Annotated in this window: 17 protein-coding genes and 1 pseudogene; 6 read left to right on the plus strand and 12 right to left on the minus strand. The window is 64.4% G+C overall.

The window, feature by feature from the left end; genetic code table 11:
• The first annotated feature begins 67 nt into the window (after positions 1 to 67).
• On the plus strand, positions 68 to 667 hold the full coding sequence (locus AC1D05_RS10375) for a winged helix DNA-binding protein (RefSeq protein WP_477440619.1): 600 nt from the start codon (positions 68 to 70) through the stop codon (positions 665 to 667).
• Positions 668 to 673: 6 nt separating this feature from the next.
• Here AC1D05_RS10375 and AC1D05_RS10380 read toward each other — a convergent pair whose 3' ends face one another.
• Positions 674 to 1,582 (minus strand): DMT family transporter, encoded by a 909-nt coding sequence (locus AC1D05_RS10380; RefSeq protein ID WP_477440621.1) that lies wholly within the window; start codon positions 1,580 to 1,582, stop codon positions 674 to 676.
• Positions 1,583 to 1,679: 97 nt separating this feature from the next.
• Between AC1D05_RS10380 and AC1D05_RS10385 the strand changes: the two genes are divergently transcribed.
• Positions 1,680 to 2,165 carry a MarR family winged helix-turn-helix transcriptional regulator gene (locus AC1D05_RS10385; RefSeq protein ID WP_477440623.1) on the plus strand — a complete coding sequence of 162 codons (486 nt, stop codon included), beginning with the start codon at positions 1,680 to 1,682 and terminating at the stop codon, positions 2,163 to 2,165.
• A 4-nt stretch (positions 2,166 to 2,169) separates the two neighbouring features.
• Here AC1D05_RS10385 and AC1D05_RS10390 read toward each other — a convergent pair whose 3' ends face one another.
• From AC1D05_RS10390 to AC1D05_RS10405, 4 genes are read right to left on the minus strand one after another with little or no spacing between them, the layout of a single operon-like run.
• Positions 2,170 to 2,595, minus strand: a complete 426-nt coding sequence (locus tag AC1D05_RS10390) for a DUF1178 family protein (protein WP_477440625.1) — start codon at positions 2,593 to 2,595, stop codon at positions 2,170 to 2,172.
• Positions 2,592 to 3,458 carry a carbon-nitrogen hydrolase family protein gene (locus AC1D05_RS10395; RefSeq protein WP_477440918.1) on the minus strand — a complete coding sequence of 289 codons (867 nt, stop codon included), beginning with the start codon at positions 3,456 to 3,458 and terminating at the stop codon, positions 2,592 to 2,594. Before AC1D05_RS10395 ends, AC1D05_RS10390 begins: the two co-directional genes overlap by 4 nt.
• 10 nt (positions 3,459 to 3,468) lie before the next feature.
• The gene (gene grxC, locus AC1D05_RS10400; RefSeq protein WP_258589182.1) at positions 3,469 to 3,738 is read right to left on the minus strand and encodes a glutaredoxin 3; all 270 of its coding nucleotides are present in this window, start codon (positions 3,736 to 3,738) and stop codon (positions 3,469 to 3,471) included.
• A gap of 26 nt (positions 3,739 to 3,764) precedes the next feature.
• A complete protein-coding gene (locus tag AC1D05_RS10405; RefSeq protein WP_477440627.1) occupies positions 3,765 to 4,565 on the minus strand; it encodes a ComF family protein in 801 nt (266 codons plus the stop codon).
• 65 nt (positions 4,566 to 4,630) lie between these two features.
• Between AC1D05_RS10405 and AC1D05_RS10410 the strand changes: the two genes are divergently transcribed.
• The gene (locus AC1D05_RS10410; RefSeq protein WP_477440629.1) at positions 4,631 to 5,503 is read left to right on the plus strand and encodes a methyltransferase domain-containing protein; all 873 of its coding nucleotides are present in this window, start codon (positions 4,631 to 4,633) and stop codon (positions 5,501 to 5,503) included.
• 119 nt (positions 5,504 to 5,622) lie between these two features.
• Here the strand turns inward: AC1D05_RS10410 and AC1D05_RS10415 are convergent, their stop codons facing one another.
• The 5 genes from AC1D05_RS10415 to argJ all read right to left on the minus strand — a co-directional run bounded on the left by AC1D05_RS10415 (position 5,623) and on the right by argJ (position 8,816).
• The gene (locus AC1D05_RS10415) at positions 5,623 to 5,805 is read right to left on the minus strand and encodes a Flp family type IVb pilin (protein WP_477440631.1); all 183 of its coding nucleotides are present in this window, start codon (positions 5,803 to 5,805) and stop codon (positions 5,623 to 5,625) included.
• A 110-nt stretch (positions 5,806 to 5,915) separates the two neighbouring features.
• Positions 5,916 to 6,233 (minus strand): hypothetical protein, encoded by a 318-nt coding sequence (locus tag AC1D05_RS10420; RefSeq protein ID WP_477440633.1) that lies wholly within the window; start codon positions 6,231 to 6,233, stop codon positions 5,916 to 5,918.
• A 128-nt stretch (positions 6,234 to 6,361) separates the two neighbouring features.
• Positions 6,362 to 6,784, minus strand: a complete 423-nt coding sequence (gene mutT / locus AC1D05_RS10425; RefSeq protein ID WP_477440635.1) for an 8-oxo-dGTP diphosphatase MutT — start codon at positions 6,782 to 6,784, stop codon at positions 6,362 to 6,364.
• A gap of 8 nt (positions 6,785 to 6,792) precedes the next feature.
• The gene (locus AC1D05_RS10430; protein ID WP_477440637.1) at positions 6,793 to 7,545 is read right to left on the minus strand and encodes a GNAT family N-acetyltransferase; all 753 of its coding nucleotides are present in this window, start codon (positions 7,543 to 7,545) and stop codon (positions 6,793 to 6,795) included.
• 29 nt (positions 7,546 to 7,574) lie between these two features.
• Positions 7,575 to 8,816, minus strand: a complete 1,242-nt coding sequence (gene argJ / locus AC1D05_RS10435) for a bifunctional glutamate N-acetyltransferase/amino-acid acetyltransferase ArgJ (RefSeq protein ID WP_477440639.1) — start codon at positions 8,814 to 8,816, stop codon at positions 7,575 to 7,577.
• A 168-nt stretch (positions 8,817 to 8,984) separates the two neighbouring features.
• On the opposite strand from argJ, the pseudogene AC1D05_RS10440 reads away from it, so the two are divergent.
• A pseudogene (locus AC1D05_RS10440) lies at positions 8,985 to 10,214 on the plus strand (caspase family protein).
• A 24-nt stretch (positions 10,215 to 10,238) separates the two neighbouring features.
• Here the strand turns inward: AC1D05_RS10440 and AC1D05_RS10445 are convergent.
• Positions 10,239 to 11,456 carry an MFS transporter gene (locus AC1D05_RS10445; RefSeq protein ID WP_477440641.1) on the minus strand — a complete coding sequence of 406 codons (1,218 nt, stop codon included), beginning with the start codon at positions 11,454 to 11,456 and terminating at the stop codon, positions 10,239 to 10,241.
• 297 nt (positions 11,457 to 11,753) lie between these two features.
• Here AC1D05_RS10445 and AC1D05_RS10450 point away from each other — a divergent pair, with 297 nt between their 5' ends.
• Positions 11,754 to 12,353, plus strand: coding sequence for a TetR/AcrR family transcriptional regulator (locus tag AC1D05_RS10450; RefSeq protein WP_477440643.1), 600 nt, complete (start codon positions 11,754 to 11,756; stop codon positions 12,351 to 12,353).
• A gap of 66 nt (positions 12,354 to 12,419) precedes the next feature.
• On the opposite strand, the gene AC1D05_RS10455 is transcribed toward AC1D05_RS10450, so the two are convergent.
• Positions 12,420 to 13,343, minus strand: a complete 924-nt coding sequence (locus tag AC1D05_RS10455; RefSeq protein WP_477440645.1) for a peptidylprolyl isomerase — start codon at positions 13,341 to 13,343, stop codon at positions 12,420 to 12,422.
• A gap of 263 nt (positions 13,344 to 13,606) precedes the next feature.
• On the opposite strand from AC1D05_RS10455, the gene secA reads away from it, so the two are divergent.
• Positions 13,607 to 16,339, plus strand: a complete 2,733-nt coding sequence (gene secA / locus AC1D05_RS10460; protein ID WP_477440647.1) for a preprotein translocase subunit SecA — start codon at positions 13,607 to 13,609, stop codon at positions 16,337 to 16,339.
• Positions 16,340 to 16,660 lie beyond the last annotated feature (321 nt).

A 16,660-nucleotide genomic window follows, 5' to 3' on the forward strand; every position in this document is an offset into this window, starting at 1 on the left:
GTCTATCATAAATCCATGTAGACGCAATCATCGCGATCAGCGCATGCTGATGGCGGGGGACAGACAGATGAACGATCGGCGCAAATCATTGGAAACACAGGCCGAGTTGCTGGATCGCGGCTGGCATCTGGCGCGCACGCCGCTGGAGATCGACGTCACCGAAGTCGAATACGCGCTGATGCGCTCCTACGAAGCATTCGGCCATTGGCAGGCCGAGTGCCTCGCCACGGTGATCGAGTTTTCCGCCAGCGGGCCAGAGAACGCGCTGCTCCACATCATCCGGATGAACGATCGCCCGAAAAGCGTGCGCGACCTTGCCCAGATGACCAACCGCGACGACATTCCCAACATCCAGTACAGCCTGCGCAAACTGCTCAAGGGCGGTTTGATCACCCGCACCGGCAGCGGCAGGTCCGGTGTCACCTATGAAGTGACGCCGCTCGGGCATCGCGTGACCGAGCGCTATGCCGACATCCGCTCCGTCCTGCTGATCGATGCCGTGACGCGCATTCCCGAAATGGCTGACAAGCTCGAAGATGTCGCGCGCACGCTCGAGCTGATGACCGGCATCTACGAACAGGCAGCGCGCGCCGCCGCCACGCACCGCCGCCGCCATCCGAGGCCGGAGCCCGGTGGCGACGCTGACGACGGCGGTGGAAAACGTTGAAGACGTTTACGCAGGCTGCAGCTTTGCGACAGCCTGGTTTTGCGCGCTGGTGGTGATGAAGACGCCGGCGGTGATGATGACGGCGCCGACCCAGGTCAGCAGCTGATAGTGCTCGCCAAGGAAGATCGTGCCGGCAAACAGCCCGACGGCGGCCGCCACATAGCCGATCTGGCTGAGATAGACCGGGCCGCCGACCGCTTGCAGCCGGAAGAAGAAGGCGAACATCGCCGACGCCGATGCGACCTGCGCGACGACGACCAGCGGCACGCCGGCGAGCGGAACGAAGGCCTTGATGCCAAACAGGGCGAGAATGCCGGCGAGCAGCAGCGTCGCCGACGCCAGATGGCTGCCGACGGCAAGCTCGATCGGGCCGGTGCCTTCCGGCCAGTCGACGGTGCGGTAGATGTTGCCGGCGGCAAGGCTGACCGGGATCAGCAGTCCCATCACCACCCAGAACAGATCGGCCGGCTGGCCGGCCTCGCCGCGCGTCACCGCCACCATGACGGCGCCGACGAAGCCGACGGCGATGCCGATGATGCCCAGCATGTTGGGACGCCGCACACGCAGCAGAATCGAGAATACCAGCGTGATGACAGGCGACAGCGTGAACATGATGCCGGTATAGCCGGCGCCAAGGTGCGGAATGGCCGAGAACATCAAGAGATTGGGGGCGGCATAGGACACGGCGGCCGTGACGAAGAAATAGCGTAGTTTGTGGGGGGTGAGCCGGATACGCTCGCCGCGCACCAGGAGCACGCACAAAAGCACGCCGCCGGCGCCGAGCGAGATGACGAAGGCCCAGATCATGGCCGGCACACCGGCCGCCGTGGCAAGCTTGCCGAAGGGCAGCGTCAGGCCAAGCAGCCCGCCGGTGACGACCAGCAGGCCGAGCGCCGAATCCCAGAGAAGTTTCATGATCGAGCCCTGTGGTGCGCGGCCCCTTGGCCGGCGTTGCATCTTGCGGTAAGATAATGGAAAGATTCTTAGCGCCAAGATATTTAATGGTGAGACAGTGGACAGGGCAGCGCGTGCGATCGAGCAATGGAAGCGTGAGCGGCCGGACCTTGATGTCTCGCCGATGGGCGTGCTCGGGCGGTTGAACGAGGCCTCGTCGCTGATCGCTCGCGACCGCCTCGCTCCGCTGTTTGCCCGTTTCGGACTGCAGGCCGGTGAATTCGACGTGCTGGCGACGTTGCGGCGCTCCGGGTCCCCTTACGCGCTGACGCCGACCGCCCTCTACGAGGCGACCATGGTGACGTCGGGCGCCATGACCAACCGGCTCGACCGGCTAGAAAAGGCCGGACTGATCCTGCGTGGCCCACACCCCAACGACCGGCGTGGCATTGTCGTGCAGCTTACCGAGAAAGGTCTGGCCTTGATCGATGAGGCCCTGACCGCCCACGTGGCCAACGAGCACGAGATTCTCGCGGGCCTGACACCGGCGGAGCGGGAAACGCTCTCTCGTCTGCTTGAGAAATTGATCGGCAGCCTGAGCTGACCGCTCAGTTGCGGTCGTCCGGGAACACCGGGATCGGCATGAAGTCTACGCCGTCGTCGGCCAGGCCCTTGGCCTCTTCCAGCGTCGCCTCGCCATAGATGCCGCGCGCATCGGTTTCGCCGAAATGGATTTTTCGGGCTTCCTCGGCAAACTTGTCGCCGACATAGTCGGCATTCTCGCGCACCTTCTCGGCCATGGCCTTCAGTTGCGCCAGGGCCTGTTTCTGCGCCTCGCCCATGGCAAGGGCTATGGTCTCCTGCTTGCGTGCCGTGGAGACGGCGGGCGCCATCAGCGCCTTCTGCACCTTGTGCGAGCCGCAGCTCGGACAATCGACGAAGCCACGCTTCTTCTGGGTGTCGAAATCGTCATTGCTGCGAAACCAGCCCTCGAACTCGTGCTCGTGCTCGCAAATGAGGGCAAAGCGGATCAAGAGGCAGCACCCCTGAGACGCGGCGCCTCCGCCGAACCGGCATTGACGGCAAAATCCCGCGCATTCTTCAAATTGGGGATCTTCTTGCGCGCCGCAAGCGACTGCGCCGGGTCGATCTCGGCGACGATCACGGCAGGCTCGTCATGCGCGGCTTCCGCCAGAATGCGGCCCCAGGGATCGACGATCAGCGAATGCCCATAGGTCTCGCGGCCGTCCTCATGCAGGCCGCCTTGCGCGGCCGCAATGACATAGGCGCCGTTCTCGATGGCGCGGGCCCGCAGCAGCACATGCCAGTGCGCCTCGCCTGTCTGGCGGGTGAAGGCGGCGGGCACGGTCAAAACATCGGCTCCGGCCAGCGCCTCGGCACGGAACAGTTGCGGGAAACGCAGATCGTAGCAGACCGCGAACCCCAGCCTGGCGCCCGCAACCCCGGTCACGACGGCCTCCGTGCCTGGCTCATAGGCGGCGGATTCGCGCCAGCTCTCGCCATTGTCGAGATCGACGTCGAACATGTGGATCTTGTCATAGGTGGCGAGCACAGCACCGTCCGGACCAAACAGCAGCGCCCTGTTAGCGAGCTTGCCGTCGGCGCGCAGGATGGCGGTCGAGCCAATGTGTAGGAAGACGCCGAGTTCGCGCGCCAATCTGCGCGCGGTCGCGACGACGATGTCCTTGTCTTCGGAGGTGAAGGAGGCTGCCCGCGCTTCCTTGTCGCGGATCAGCGCCCCGGTCATTTCCGGCGTCTGGATATAGGTCGCGCCCTGGGCCGCGGCTTCACGCACCAGCCGTTCGAGATCGACCGCATTGCGCTCGGGGCTTTCGCCTGAACGCATCTGGACCGCCGCAGCCTTGAAAACACCCATCATCATACCCTCAAATCGTCGCGCCGTTGGCGAGCAGTCTGTCCAGCCGGCCTTCGGCCTCCAGCTCGTGGAGATCGTCGCAACCGCCGACATGCGTGTCGCCGATGAAAATCTGCGGAAAGGTCGTGCGCCCGTGCGCCTTGGAAATCATCTCTTGGCGCAGTTCGGGCGAAAACGAAGCGTCGTGCTCGGTATAGGCTACGCCCTTGCGCTCAAGCAGCCGCTTGGCTGCCGTGCAGTAGCCGCACATCATGCGCGTATAGATCGTGACATCGACCATGACGAATTTCCGCTTTCGTTGCCGACTTATATAGTCGCGGACTCGTCCGCCCGGAAGTCCCCCGGCAACACACGCGCAAAGGTCAGTACGTCGACGGCGGCCGCACCTCCCCTTTTCAGCGCCTTGGTGGCCGCGCGCACGGTGGCGCCCGTGGTGTAGACATCGTCGATCAGAAGCACCCTGCGGCCGGCGATCTCGATTTCCGCCTCGGCCGGCACGCGAAAGGCGGCCCGCACATTCTCCTCGCGCTCCTGCCGCTCCAGCCCGACCTGCTGGCGGGTGAGTTTCACACGCCGCATGGCGGAAGGCGCGAAAGACAGGCCGCTGAGCTCGCAAACCGCGCGCGCCAACTCCGCCGACTGGTTGAATCGCCGCCGGAAGAAGCGCCGCCAGTGCAGCGGCACCGGAACCACCACATCGGCCTCGGCGATGAGATCGGCGCCGGCGCGCACCATCCAGCGCGCCATCCAAGGTGCCAGATCGGTGCGATCCTGGTATTTCAGCCCTTGCACCATCTGGCGGGCGACGCCGGAATAGGCGACGGCAGCCCGCGCCCGCTCGAAGGGCGGCGGATCGGCGATTGCCTCCGCCGACAGAAAGCCCTCGCCCATATGGTGGGTGAACGGCGTGCCCATCACTGGGCACCAAGGCCGTTCCAAGAGCCGCAGCTTCGGCCAGCAGGCGCCGCACAGCACGCCGGGCTGCGAGACATGCCGCCGGCAACCGGCGCAGACCGGCGGAAACAGGATGCGCGCCGGCCAGCCGAGAGCCGAGCGGGTGAGGTTCCGGATCCCGATGGACTTGATCTCTGACATCGGATCGGCCACGTGGTTGGTTCTCCGCGCCACCATACCAATTATATCGGGGGCGTCGACAAACAAGGATCCGCCCGTTGCAGCCAATAATGGATACCGATCTCTGGCTGGCGCACAAGCGGCGCGCGCTCACCCATCCGGTCGACGGTGCCGATTTCCTCATGAACCGCGCCGCCGAGGACCTTGCCGACCGGCTGGGCGCCGTCGAGCGCCGCTTCGCCAAGGCCGCGGTGCTGTTTTGCCAGACGCCGGCCGCCGCCGATGTGCTCACCGCGAGCGGCAAGGTGACGGAGATCGTCCGCGTCGAGACGGACGCGGTTTTCCTGAAGGGGGCCGCCGGCCTGGTCGTACCGCTGGAAACCGTGCCCTTCGAGCCGCAAAGCCTCGATCTGGCGGTGTCGCTTCTGTCGCTGCAGGCGATGAACGACATCCCCGGCATGCTGATCCAGATCCGCCGCGCGCTGCGGCCGGACGGACTTTTCCTCGGCGCCTTTGCCGGCGCCGGCACGCTCAGCGAGTTGCGCGAGTGCTTGCTTGCGGCCGAGACCGAGCTTTACGGCGGCGCCAGCCCGCGTGTCATCCCCTTCACCGACGTGCGCGATGCCGGCGCGCTGCTGCAGCGCGCCGGTCTCGCTTTGCCGGTCGCCGATGTCGAGACGGTGACGGTGCGCTATGCCAATCTGTTTGCCCTGATGGCCGATCTGCGCGCCATGGGCGAAACCAGCGCGCTTGCCGATCGCATCCGCCGGCCGGGCACGCGCCGACTGTTTGCCCGTGCCGCGGAACTCTATGCCGAGCGATTTTCCGACCCTGACGGTCGGATCCGGGCAAGTTTCTCGATGGTCTGGATGTCTGGCTGGGCCCCCGATGCGTCGCAGCAGAAACCGCTGAAGCCAGGTTCAGCCAAGGTCTCGCTGAAGACTATACTGGAGGGGTCCGACGAACACTGATGCATGTCGCCCAAAAGTGACCTCGGTTTTGGGAAGACGACATGCATAAAAATAAAGCCAAAGCGCGTCGCATGAATCCGTTTCGACGCGACGCGCTTTGGCGCCCGTAGCTATGGCGGTCAAGGCGAAGCGAAGGCGTTCGAAAGCCTGCTGGTGTTGTCGCTGAACAGCCAGGTGATCGAGTTGAAGACCTGGCCGATGCCGCCGATGATCGTCAACGACAGCACGGCGACGATGAGGGCGTACTCGACGACGGTGGCGCCGGTCTCGTCCGTCAGAAAACGCAGCAGCAATGTTTTCATCACCTCGATCCCCCTTTCCAGGACCTTACCGCCGATCTGTTAAGAAAGGTTAATGGCAAAGCCTTAACAGGCGGTGAAACCGCCCCCTTCTCGAGAATATCTTAACCATGTCAACAGTCGCCGCTGGTCCTGCCGTCGGAGCCGATGATGCAGACTGAATCGGGCTGCGGCTGCAGCACGCTGCGGCGCACGGTGTAGGTGCTGCGGTGGCTGATCGAACCGGTTGCCGTCATGTCGAGACCGCCGGGAAAATCATCGCGCGCCGATTGCGAGCGCGTCTTGCTGTCGAGGAAAGGGGTCGCGATCAGCGCCAGCGCCACCGCAGCCGACCCGAACAGCAGCGTGATGCGCAGGATGCCCATGCCCGCATCGGCGGCACGAAAGCTGCGGTCGGGCCGGATCGAATCCCAATCCCTGTCCAGGCTCATACGATCGCTCCCCAGCGAATTGGCGACGCGGCCGCAAGGACGCGGCCATGCATCAATTTTTCATGATGAGATAAATCTTCCATTAACGCTGGCTGATATGGACCGAGGTCCCGATCCGTCGCCGCCCCTCAGAGCAGGTCGATGAGGAACGGGATCAGCGGCGCGTCGGCCGGCGGCATCGGATACTCGCGCATCTGCTTTGGCCGCACCCATTTCAGCGCCTGCCCTTCCCGGGGTTGGGCGATGCCGCGGAAGCGCCGACAGACAAACAGCGGCATCAACAGGTGGAAGTCATCGTAGGAATGGCTGGCGAAGGTAAGTGGCGCCAGGCACGGTATATCGGTCTCGATGCCGATCTCCTCATGCAATTCGCGGATGATGCATTGTTCCGGCGTCTCGCCCGGCTCGACCTTGCCGCCGGGAAATTCCCACAGGCCTGCGAGTTGCTTGCCCTCGGGCCGCTGCGCCAGGAGCACGCGGCCGTCGGCGTCGACCAGCGCGCAGGCGGCGACCAGGAGCAGGCGCTTGCCGGTATTGGCCGGATCATTCATGCCCAACTTCACTCATGACCAGGCGGTCGGCGATAGTGGTAGCGATAGACTTCCTCGAAGCCGAGTGAGCGATAGAGCGCCAGCGCCGGCACGTTGCCGGCCTCGACCTGCAGCCAGGCTTCCCGCGCGCCGCGCAGCCGCGCCCATTTCAACGCCGACAGGATCAGGTTGCGGCCATGGCCCTTGTTGCGCGCCGCCTTGTCGGTGGCGACCTCGAACAGGCCGGCGAGATCGCCGTCATGCACGCAGATCAGCGTCGCCAGGGCCTCGGTGCCGTCCTCGAGTGCGAACAGCCCGGCCTCCGGCTGGATGGCGCCGATGATCTCCGACAGGCCGGGCCGCAGCGAAACATCCGAGCCGCTGACCTTAAGCGACGCGCCGATGAAGCGGCTGATGTCCTTGAGCGGGATCTGGTCCATGGCGGCATCGAGCTGCGCGTCGGCCAGCGGCAGCCGCATGACCAGCGATTCGTCGAACCGGCTCCAGCCCTCCTTATCGAGATGACTGGCCAGATCGGGACCCGACAGCGGCGACATGCGGAACGTCAGCGGCCGACCATAGGCATCGAAACGGCGGCTAGCCCGGCCGATGCGGTCGGCGATGTGCTGAATGTCGCCGGGATCGAGCGGATTGACCGAATTCAGCCGCTTTGCCGGATGGCCGGCGGTCAGCCGCACCACCCAGGTGCCGTCATAATGGACGGCGGCCGCCGGCCAGGCGCGAAAGCCCGCCGCCTCGTAGCGGCGCACGATTGCGAGCATGCTTGCCGGATGCCTGGAAGCCAAAACCGTCAGCTCCGATAATCGCCATTGATGGCGACATATTCCTTGGTCAGGTCGCAGGTCCACACCGTCGCCTTGCCGCGGCCAATGCCGATATCGGCGCGGATGCGGATATCCTCGCGCTTCATGTAAGCGGATGTCTTTTCTTCCGAATAGGCCGGGTCGCGCTCGCCCTCATGCGCCAGCCGGTTGTCGCCGAACCAGATCGACAGCCGGTCGCGATCGGCCGGCTCGCCGGCCTTGCCGACAGCCATGACGACGCGGCCCCAATTGGCGTCCTCGCCGGCGACCGCCGTCTTGACCAGCGGCGAATTGGCGATCGACAGCGCGATGCGCTTGGCCGAGCGGGCCGATTTGGCGCCGGTGACGGTCACTTCGACCTGCTTGCGGGCACCCTCGCCGTCGCGCACCACCTGCAGCGCCAGCGACTTCAGCACCTTGCCGAGCGCGCGGCGGAACTGGCCAAGGCGGGCATCTTTGGGATCGGTAATTTCGGGAGCACCACGCTTGGCGGCCTTGCCGGTGGCAAAGATCAACAACGTGTCACTGGTCGAGGTGTCGCTGTCGACGGTCACCGCGTTGAAGGTCTTGGCCGTGCCGCGCGACAACAGGTCCTGCAGCACCGAGGCCGCGATCGGCGCGTCGGTGGCGATGAAGGACAGCATCGTCGCCATATCAGGAGCGATCATGCCGGCGCCCTTGGAGATGCCGTTGATGGTGACATCGGCATCGCCGAGCTTGACGGTCGCCGTCGCCACTTTCGGATAGGTGTCCGTGGTCATGATGGCCTTTGCCGCCTCGGTCCACAGGTCCGGCTTGCCATCGCTGACCAGCCCGGCAAGCAGATGGCTGAACTTGGTTGTGTCGAGCGGCTCGCCGATGACGCCGGTCGAGGCCAGGAAAACCTCACTTGGCGTGCAGCCAGCCGCCTTGGCCGCCGCCTCACCGGTCAGCGCGGTGGATTCGCGACCCTTCTTGCCGGTGAAGGCGTTGGCGTTGCCGGAATTGACGACCAGCACCCGCGCCTTGCCGGCGCCAAGGTTCTGCCGACAGAAATCGACAGGCGCCGAGGGGCATTTCGACTTGGTGAACACGCCGGCGACCGTGGTGCCGGCGTCGAAGACCATGGCCAGAAGATCGGTGCGATTCTTGTACTTTATCCCCGCTTCGGCGGTGGCAATGCGCACCCCTTCAATGACAGGCATTTTGGGGTATTTCTTCGGCGCGAGCGGCGAAATCGTCGTGGACATGGGGGCCTCGGGCGGGAAAATCGCAAGGGAAGGCCGGTTTGCCCGATACGGCGCGCGGGCGCAAGGGCGTTTTCGCCGCGCCCGCCGGGGCGGCGAACCACGCCGGATTAAGCCTGCATTTCAAATCTGTTGGCGTCGCCGGGGCCTGTGGCGCTATGATCGCACCCCATGGGCAGGCTTGCGATCCTCGCATGGGCATTTCTGGGACTGTTGCTGCTGAGCGCCGACGCTGAGCCGGCGCGGCGCGTGGCGCTTGTCATCGGCAACGGCAGCTATGCCGAGGCCGGTACGCTGGCCAATCCGGTCAACGACGCCCTCGACATCGCCGACAAGCTGCGCTCCATCGGTTTCGAGGTCATCGAAGGCAACGACCTCGGCAAGCGCGAGCTCGAACGCAGCATCGGCGAATTCTCCGATGCGCTCGAAGGCGCCGGCGTCGGGCTTTTCTACTATGCCGGCCACGGCCTGCAGGTCGACGGGCGCAACTACATTGTGCCGGTCGACGCCAGGCTCGACATGCCGGTGAAACTGCAGCTCGAAGCGGTGCCGATCGACGAAGTCCTCGACATCATGGAACAGCAAACCAAGGTCAGCCTGGTGTTTCTCGACGCCTGCCGTAACAACCCGTTTGCCCGCAGTCTGAGCCGCACCGCCACCACACGCTCGGCCACGGCGTTGGCGGGGCTGGCGCAGTTCGATTCGACGCGCGGCTCGTTCATCGCCTTCTCGACGGCGCCGGGCGCGGTCGCCATGGACGGCACCTGACGCAACTCGCCCTTTGCATCAGCCCTTTTGCGGCACATCGCCGAGCCCGGCCAGAGCATCAACGACATGATGATCGCGGTGCGCCGTGACGTGGTTTCGCAAACCCGTGAGGGCCAGCGCCCCTGGGAACAAGGCTCATTGCTCGAACGCTTCGAATTCGTCCCCGGTGAAGGGCCTGCCCCGGAGCCCAAACCGGCGGCCGAGCCCGCGCCGGCCTCGCAGGTCGCGGCGCTGGAGCGCTCCGTCGGCGACGACAAGGCTTCGATCGAGAAATTCCTGCGCCGGGACTATCTGGCGCCGGACGCCAGGACGATGAGCGAGACGGTCAAGCGGATCTACGGCTCGTCGGCCACTATTTTCGGCACACGCTACGACGCCGACGCCATCGTCAAGGTGAAGACCGACTGGTTCGCGCAATGGGCCTCGTGGTCGCTTGGGCTCGAGCCCGGCAGCCTGGAGATCACGCCGCATGGCGAGGACCGCACTGAGGCCGCCTTTGCCATGCGCTACGACTATGTGCCGAAGGACAAGTCGGCGGCACGCCTAACCGGCAAGGCGCGCGTCACCCTCGGGCTGGTCAAGGTCGTGGAGGGATGGCGCATCGAGTCCGAAACATCGCAAGCGATGCAATGAGCATCGCCTGATCATGCCGCAAGATCATGCGCGATCGCGCGACATGAACTCGGTCGCGAAACAGAGCAGTGCCGCAGCCGGCAGCGCCAGGCCGATCCAGGACACCAGCGGCCAGCCGCCTTGCGCATACGCCCAGCCGCCGACGCCCGAGCCGATCGCGCCGGCGATGAAGAACGTCGCCATGTAAAGCCCGTTCAGGCGGCTGCGGTGCGCGGCGCCAAGTGCGAACAGGTCCCGATAGCCGAGGACAAGATTGGTCTGCACACCGAAGTCGAGCACGACGGCGGCGGCGACCAGCAGTGCCAACGAAAGCGTCGAGCCGCTGCGGGCGATGTGGGTTACGAGAAACGCGACAGCGACGCACAGCATGGCAAAGGCGGTCGCCGGCCGGCTCCAGCCGCGGTCGGCAACTCTTCCGGCGAGCGGCGCGGCGATTGCGCCGGCGACGCCGGCCAACGCGAACAGGCCGATGCCGCGCTGCGTCAAGCCGAAATCGGGCCCGGCCAGCAGCAGCGGCGTTGTCGTCCAGAACAGGCTGAAAGCCGCGAACAGGAACGCCTGGTAGAGAGCCCGCCGCCGCAGCACCGGCGTCGTGCGCGCAATATGCACCATGGACGCCAAAAGCGCGCCGTAGCTCAGACGTGCCGTCGGCACGCGCCTGGGCAGCGCAAACCGCAGCACCACGACCAGCAGGATCATGACAATGCAAGAGGTGAAGTAGACGACATGCCAGGAGGACAGCGCAGTGATGAAGCTGGAAAACGGGCGTGACAGCATTATACCCAGCAACAATCCCACCGAGACATTGCCGACCACGCGGCCACGTTTGGCTTCCGGCGCCAGGTGCGCGGCATAGGGGATAAGGGTCTGCACCGCGACCGAGCCAAGCCCAACAAACAGCATCGCGGCCAGAAAAGCCGCTGGCTGCGTTGAAATCGCCGCACCCAGCAAGGCAAGCGTTGCAACGGCGAGTATGCCGAGCACGAGCCTGCGGTTCTCCATGAGGTCACCAAGCGGCACGATAAACAGTAGGCCCACCCCGTAGCCGATCTGGGCCATCGTGACGATCAAGCCCGCCGCATGTGGCGGCAAGCCAAGTTCAGCGCCGATCGGGCCGATCAGTGGTTGTGCATAATAGATATTGGCAACAATCAGCCCGCAGGCGGCAGCCAGCAAAAAGGTCATCCAACTCGAAATTGTCGTCTCGGCGGGTGCGGAGCCGGATGCGACAATGGTCGTCATGAGGATGTCCATCGGAACGAAACGTTTCGTTGAATAGAACGAACCGTTCCGTTTCGTCAAGCGATGATGTATTGATATCTTGATGTATGAGCATCTCGATGTGTGAGCATCCCTTGGCATCAGCGCATTTTGCGGCCAATGGCTTCATTTGGCTTCCGCACAAACGCCGCGGGGAAAACGAGCGCTTTGCTCGCGGATGGTTTGCATCCGGCCGGTAAAAATGCGGGGCGACGCTAACAGTTGTCAGCAGGTTGTCGTTTCAGCCGAGACGAGAAACCGCTTTGGGAGGAACGGCTCATGGGCGAAATCGTCGATCCGGCACGCAAATCGATTGGCGCCAGGCGCAATCCCGACAGCGCCGAAGCGATTTTGGAGGCTGCCGAAGCGGTGCTGGTCGAGGCTGGCTATGCCGGTTTCTCGATCGAGGCGGTGGCTCGGCGCGCGCGCGCCGGCAAGCCGACCATCTATCGCTGGTGGCCGAGCAAGGCGGCACTGTTGCTTGAAGTCTATCAGCGCCAGAAGCGTGTTGACCTTCCCGATACCGGAAGCCTGGAAGAGGACCTCGTCGGCTTCCTGATCAATCTGTTCACGCACTGGCGCGAGACATCGTCGGGCAGTGTCTTCAAGTCGCTGATCGCCGAGGCGCAGTCGGATGAAACCGCGGCCGCGGCCCTTGCCGGTTATGCCGGAGGGCGCCGCACCCACACCGGCCAGATCATCGAGCGCGCCAAGGCAAGGGGCGAAATCCCCAGGGATATCGACCCGGGTGTTGTCGCCGACCTCGTCGCTTCCTATGCCTGGCGGCATCTCCTGATCAACCGGCTCGACGAACCTGAAGCGACGATACGCAAGATGGTCCGCTATCTCCTGCACGGCGTAGCGGCATCAGGCAGATAACGTCGGCCAACAAAAAAGGGCGCGGCAACCCTTGGCTGCCGCGCCCTTTGAAACCGTCGCTCAGGCTTACTTGCCGGCTTCCATCGTGTCGACGGCCTGCTTCAGCTTGGCGTCGGGAATCTCGACCTTGGCGCCGGCGCGCAGCGACTTGACCAGCGCGAAATACTTGTCGCGGATGACCGCCTGCTTGGCCTGGTCCTTGACGTCGTCGAAGGCCGGCGGCTGCTTGGCGCGCTTGTCCTCGAGCTTGATGACGTGCCAGCCGAACTGCGACTGCACCGGCTGCTCGGTGTATTTGCCGACCTCGAGCGCGAAGGCGGCCTTGTCGAACTCCGGCACCATCTGGCCAGGTCCGAACCAGCCGAGGTCGCCGCCATTGGACTTGCCCGAGGGATCGCTGGTGTGCTCGTTGGCGAGCTTCTGGAAATCGGCGCCGCCGTCGAGCTGCTTAATGATCGCCTCGGCCTCTTCCTTCGTCTTCACGAGGATGTGACGGGCGTGCACCTCGTTGACCGGCGGGGTGTTGGCGATTTCCTGGTCGTAGCGGGCGCGGATCTCCGCGTCGGTGACCTTGTCGACGACACCCTTCTCGACCATCTCGCCATGCAGCGCGCGCTGCTGCAGGAAGGCCATGCGCCGCTGGAAGTCGGGATTCTTGTCGAGGCCGTCGGTAACGGCCTTGGCGGCCATGACGCGGATTTCGATGGCCGCCGAAAGGGCCGCGGCGCGGCGCTGCTCGGGCGGCAGCTGCGCGAATTGCTGCGACAGCTCGCCTTCGGCAAGCACCAGATCGGCTTCAGTCAAGGGCTGGCCGTTGACCGTGGCGACCACGGCGTTCGGGTCGACCGGCGCTGCCGCGGGCGCAGCAGCAGCATCGGCCGGAGCAGCAGGAGCGGTCTCCTGCGCCATGACAGGTGACAGGCAAAGAGCCGACAGGCCGAAGGCCAGACCAAGGCTGGCGAGCGACGCACGGCGAAACAACAAGGACATGAAAATGACTCCGGGGAAGGATTGTAAGGAGGGGTGGCTTCCAGATCAGCCAGATTGTGGCGGAATTTGGCGCGACCGGCAGGGCCAGCGCGGCGTTGACATCAGTTGAGCCCCCTCTTATCTGTCCAACGACTTTGCGTCCAGAACCGTTTTCCGGGCGCTTTTTGTGTTTGCCCGTATTCAGGCGGTGCGTTCACGCGGATTTGATGGGGCCGGCCGGCGCTCATCTTAAAGATTGAGAATTCTATCGAAAGGACCATTGAATGGTCAGTCTCGGCGGTCTCGCCCGTAAGGTTTTCGGTTCCTCCAACGACCGTCGGGTCAAATCGACCCGGCCTCGTGTCGAGGCGATCAACGCCATGGAAAACGAGATGCGGGCGCTTTCAGACGCCGAACTCGCGGGGCGTACGGAAAAATTCCGCCAGGATATCGCCAACGGCGCCAGCCTTGACGACCTGTTGATCCCGGCCTTCGCCACCGCCCGTGAGGCGGCGCGCCGCGTGCTCGGCATGCGCCCCTTCGACGTCCAGCTGATCGGCGGCATGGTGCTGCACAATGGCGGCATCGCCGAGATGCGCACCGGCGAGGGCAAGACGCTGGTCGCGACGCTGCCGGTCTACCTCAACGCGCTGGCCGGCAAGGGCGTCCACGTCGTCACCGTCAACGACTATCTCGCCACGCGCGACTCCGAATGGATGGGCCGCGTCTACAAATTCCTCGGCCTCTCGGTCGGCGTCATCGTCCACGGCCTGTCCGACGAGGAACGCAGCACCGCCTACGCTGCCGACGTCACCTACGCCACCAACAACGAACTCGGCTTCGACTATCTGCGCGACAACATGAAGTATGAGCGCGCCCAGATGGTGCAGCGCGGCCACAATTACGCGATCGTCGACGAAGTCGATTCCATCCTGGTCGACGAGGCGCGCACGCCGCTGATCATCTCCGGTCCGCTCGAGGACCGTTCGGAAATGTACAACACCATCGACACCTTCATCATCCAGCTGCAGCCGCAGGATTATGAGATCGACGAGAAGCAGAAGACCTCGATCTTCACCGAGGAAGGCACCGAGAAGCTGGAGAACCTGCTGCGCGACGCCGACCTGCTGAAGGGCGAGTCGCTCTACGACGTCGAGAACGTCGCCATCGTCCACCACGTCAACAATGCCCTGAAAGCGCACCGGCTGTTCCAGAAGGACAAGGACTATATCGTGCGCAACGGCGAGATCGTCATCATCGACGAGTTCACCGGCCGCATGATGCCCGGCCGCCGCTATTCGGAAGGCCTGCACCAGGCGTTGGAAGCCAAGGAACATGTGGCGATCCAGCCGGAGAACCAGACGCTGGCCTCCGTCACCTTCCAGAATTACTTCCGCCTCTACAAGAAGCTGTCCGGCATGACCGGCACGGCGCTGACCGAGGCCGAGGAGTTCGGCAACATCTACGGCCTCGAAGTCACCGAGATCCCGACCAATTTGCCGGTCATCCGCAAGGACGAGGACGACGAGGTCTACCGGACGGTCGAGGAGAAATACAAGGCGATCGTCAAGGAGATCCGCGAGGCCAGCGCCAAGGGCCAGCCGACGCTGGTCGGCACGACCTCGATCGAGAAGTCCGAGCAGCTGGCGGAGCGCCTGCGCAAGGAAGGTTTCAAGGATTTCGAGGTGCTGAACGCCCGCCATCACGAGCGCGAGGCGGCGATCGTTGCCCAGGCCGGCAAGCCCGGGGCCATCACCATCGCCACCAACATGGCCGGCCGCGGCACCGACATCAAGCTCGGCGGCAATGCCGAGATGCGCATCGAGGACGAACTGGGCGACATGCCTGCCGGTCCCGAGCGTGAGGCGCGTGAGAAGGAAATCCACGCCGACGTCGAGCGCCTGAAGGAAAAGGCGCTAGCCGCCGGCGGTCTCTACGTGCTGGCCACCGAGCGCCATGAATCGCGCCGCATCGACAACCAGCTGCGCGGCCGCTCCGGCCGCCAGGGCGACCCCGGCCGCTCGAAATTCTTCCTTTCGCTGCAGGACGATCTGATGCGCATCTTCGGCTCCGAGCGCATGGACGGCATGCTGCAGAAGCTCGGCCTCAAGGAAGACGAGGCGATCATCCATCCCTGGATCAACAAGGCGCTGGAAAAGGCGCAGAAGAAGGTCGAGGCGCGCAACTTCGACATCCGCAAGAACCTGCTGAAGTATGACGACGTCTCCAACGACCAGCGCAAGGTGGTGTTCGAGCAGCGCATCGAACTGATGGATGGCGAAGGCCTGTCGGAAACCATTGCCGAGATGCGCGAGGGCGTCATCGACGAGATCGTCGCCAAGGCGATTCCCGAGAACGCCTATGCCGAACAGTGGGATGTCGCCGGCCTCAAGGCCGAAGTCGCCGAATTCCTCAATCTCGACCTGCCGATCGAAGACTGGGCCAAGGAAGAGGGCATTGCCGAGGACGACATCCGCGAGCGCATCACCCAGGCCGCCGACGCCGCCGCCAAGGAGCGCTCCGAACGCTTCGGCCCCGAGGTGATGACCTATGTCGAGCGCTCGGTGGTGCTGCAGTCACTCGACCATCTGTGGCGCGAGCACATCGTCAATCTCGATCACCTGCGTTCGGTCGTCGGCTTCCGCGGCTACGCCCAGCGCGATCCGCTGCAGGAATACAAGGGCGAGGCGTTCGAGCTGTTCCAGGCGATGCTGGGCAATCTGCGCCAAGCCGTCACCGCGCAGCTGATGCGCGTCGAACTGGTCCGCCAGGCCGCCGAAGCCCCGCCTCCCGAAGCGCCCGACATGTTTGGCACGCATATTGACGGCTCCACCGGCGAGAATGATTTCGAAGGCGGCGAGACAGCCCTCCTGGTGCGCCAGGAACAAAACGCCATCGTCGCCCCCGAAGACCGCGACCCGAACAACCAGGCAACCTGGGGCAAGGTCGGCCGCAACGAAGCCTGCCCCTGCGGCTCCGGCAAGAAGTACAAGCACTGCCACGGGGCGTTTGCGTAACGACGCGCTCTTCCTTCTCCCCGTTCAACGGGGAGAAGGTGCCCGAAGGGCGGATGAGGGGCGGCGCTGAGTTCCAAGATTCGGCCTATTTCCCTCTAATCTAATCGTATCGCCGTTGGTGTCCGCAACACGGCGGACCTCGAAAAGCGGATTCTTGGCCTCACCCACTTAGGCGGCCTGCCGGCCCTCCGCTATGGCTCCCTGCCCTTCGGGCGTTCAGCCCCTTCAAAAGGTCCCCAGGACCTTTTGATCCGCCTGAAGGCGGACCGGGTCTTCACCGTTCGTCGCTCGAAAAGCCAAGCAGTTGGCTTTTCGTCCGCT

Source organism: Mesorhizobium sp. P2_E9 (assembly GCF_056403815.1).